Origin of the sequence: Saccharomonospora saliphila YIM 90502, assembly GCF_000383795.1 — a bacterium.
Lineage (GTDB): Bacteria > Actinomycetota > Actinomycetes > Mycobacteriales > Pseudonocardiaceae > Saccharomonospora > Saccharomonospora saliphila.
The window spans coordinates 1-2,335 of record NZ_KB912629.1; the positions used below are offsets into that span (position 1 = coordinate 1).

Consider the following 2,335-nt stretch of genomic DNA (forward strand, 5'->3'; position numbering starts at 1 on the left):
GGGCGGCGTCGTCGGCGGGCGCGGTCACCGCACCGCTGCGCAGGCCGGACCCCTCGGGTGCCCGCCCGGCGTCGGCACCGAGGTCGGTGACGCGGTTGTCACCGTCGACGAACACCACACTGGGCTCGTAGGACGCGGCCTCGGCGGAGTCCATCTGCCCGTAGGCGATCAGGATCACCAGATCGCCCGGGTGCACCAGGTGCGCCGCCGCGCCGTTGATGCCCAGCACGCCGCTGTCTCGCTCACCGGGGATGACGTAGGTCTCCAACCGGGCGCCGTTGGTGATGTCGACGATGTGCACCAGCTCCCCCGGCAGCAGGTCGGCCGCCTCCATCAGGGTCTGGTCCACCGTCACCGAGCCGACGTAGTGCAGGTCGGCCTGGGTCACCGTCGCCCGGTGGATCTTGGATTTCAGCATGGTGCGATACATCGGCAGGCTCCCTCTATACCCCCGCGTCCTCGCGGACCTCGGTCTCCTCGGCGTCGGCGGCCTCGCCCAGCACGACGCCGACGTTGTCGATCAACCTGGTGCCGCCGACCCGGGCGGCCACCAGCAGCCGGGCCTGTCCCTCGGCGGGCGCGGGCCCCAGCTCGGGATCGCGCAACTCCAGGTAGTCGAGGTCCACGTCCGGGCGGCTGGCGAGCGTGGTCCGCGCCGCGTTGAGAACGGCCTCGGGCCCGTCCGGGCCAGCGTGCGCACCCGCCGTGAGCGCGGCCGACAGCACCACCGCCGCCTCCCGCTGTTCCGGTGAGAGGTAGGCATTGCGCGAGGACAGGGCAAGGCCATCGGCCTCCCGCATGGTCGGAATGCCGATCACGTGGGTGTCCATGTTCAGATCACGCACCATTCGCTTGATCAGCACGAGCTGCTGGTAGTCCTTCTCACCGAACAGCGCGTAGTGCGGGCGTGCGAGGTTGAGCAGCTTCGCCACCACGGTCAGCACGCCGGTGAAGTGTCCCGGACGGCTGGTGCCCTCCAGCTCGTCCCCCAGCGGGCCCGGGTGCACCGTGACCGCGGCGTCCGGCGCGTAGAGCTGGTCCGTGCCGGGCGTGAACGCGATCTCCACTCCCGCGTCGGCGAGCATCTCGAGGTCGGCGTCGAGGGCTCGCGGGTAGGCGTCGAAGTCCTCGCCCGCCCCGAACTGGAGCGGGTTCACGAAGATCGACGCGGCGACCACGGTGTTCGGCAGCCGTCGCGCCCGGTTCACCAGCTCCCGGTGCCCGGCGTGCAGGGCGCCCATGGTCGGCACGAGCGCCACCTTGCGCCCCACCGAGCGCAGGGCGCCGGTCACACGGGCGAACTCGTCGACCCCGCGGTAGGTGTTGAGCCGGCCCCGGGTGAACGTCGGGGTCGCGTTCGGTGGAGTCACTGGATCTCACGTCCGTCGTCGAGCAGGTTGGTGATCTCGGCGGCGTCGGCGAGGCCGAGCAGGCCCGCCCGGCTCGCTCGCGCGACCGTCCGCCGTGCCAGCGTCGCATAGGTCTGTTCCAGCTCCGGCGCGTGCTCGGCGAGCACGCGGAGGTGGGTGCCGACGGTTCCCGCGTCGCCTCGTGCGACCGGGCCGGTGAGGGCGCGGTCGCCGGTGCGGAGCACGTTGTCGAGCGCGGCCGAGAGCAGCGGTCCGAGCAGGCGCTCCGGATCTCCCACCCCGCTGTCCCGCAGCAGTTCCACGCAGTCGGCGACGAGAGTGGTGAGATGGTTGGCGCCGTGCGCCAAGGCGGCATGGTAGAGCGGGCGCGCGGCCTCCGGGATGCGCACCGGCTCACCGCCCATCTCCATCGTCAGCGCCTCGCCGACGTTGAAGGCGGCCTCGTCCCCGGTCGCGGCGGTGACACCGACACTGCACGACGCCATCCGTTGCAGGTCCTCGGGAGCCCCCGTGAAGGTCATCACCGGGTGCAGGGCGAGGGGCAGTGCACCGGCTTCGGCCGCGGGCCGCAGGATCTCGACCCCGTGCGCTCCGGAGGTGTGCACCACGATCTGCCCCGGGCGGAACGCTCCCGCGCCCGCGAGGCCCTGCGCCATGGGCCCGAGCGCGTCGTCGGGCAGGGCGAGGAGCACGAGATCGGCTCCGCGCGCGACGTCGTCCGGCGGCAGGAGGGGCACCTCGGGCAGCAACCGCTCGGCCCGCCGCACCGACGCGTCGGAGACACCCGCCGCGGCCGTCTTGGCGAGGTATCGCGCCGCGCCGCCGTATCCGGCGCCCACGTCGAGGATCCTGGTGTTGGCGGTGACCTTCAGCTTGCCCGCCATCCGCTCGACGGTGCGGACACTGGCCGGGGCGATGGCCTCGGTCGGCGTCTCGTAGAGACCGACGTGGATGTCCTCGCCGCC

General features: G+C 72.5%; 3 protein-coding genes. All 3 read right to left on the reverse strand.

Going from position 1 to position 2,335, the window contains the following annotated elements; translation table 11 throughout:
• Positions 1–430 (reverse strand): aspartate 1-decarboxylase (panD, locus tag SACSA_RS0104110; protein ID WP_019813756.1); only part of this gene is annotated, 430 nt, incomplete at its 3' end.
• 13 nt (positions 431–443) lie between these two features.
• On the reverse strand, positions 444–1,370 hold the full coding sequence (gene panC, locus SACSA_RS0104115; protein ID WP_019813758.1) for a pantoate--beta-alanine ligase: 927 nt from the start codon (positions 1,368–1,370) through the stop codon (positions 444–446).
• Positions 1,367–2,254, reverse strand: a complete 888-nt coding sequence (locus SACSA_RS21415; RefSeq protein ID WP_083940153.1) for a Rossmann-like and DUF2520 domain-containing protein — start codon at positions 2,252–2,254, stop codon at positions 1,367–1,369. The genes panC and SACSA_RS21415 overlap by 4 nt, the downstream gene beginning before the upstream one ends.
• Between the last annotated feature and the right edge of the window lie 81 nt (positions 2,255–2,335).

What these genes read in the sequence shown, in the direction of transcription:
- SACSA_RS21415 (WP_083940153.1), bottom strand. Translation starts at nt 2,254, where the DNA reads ATGGCGGGCAAGCTGAAGGTCACCGCCAACACCAGGATCCTCGACGTG.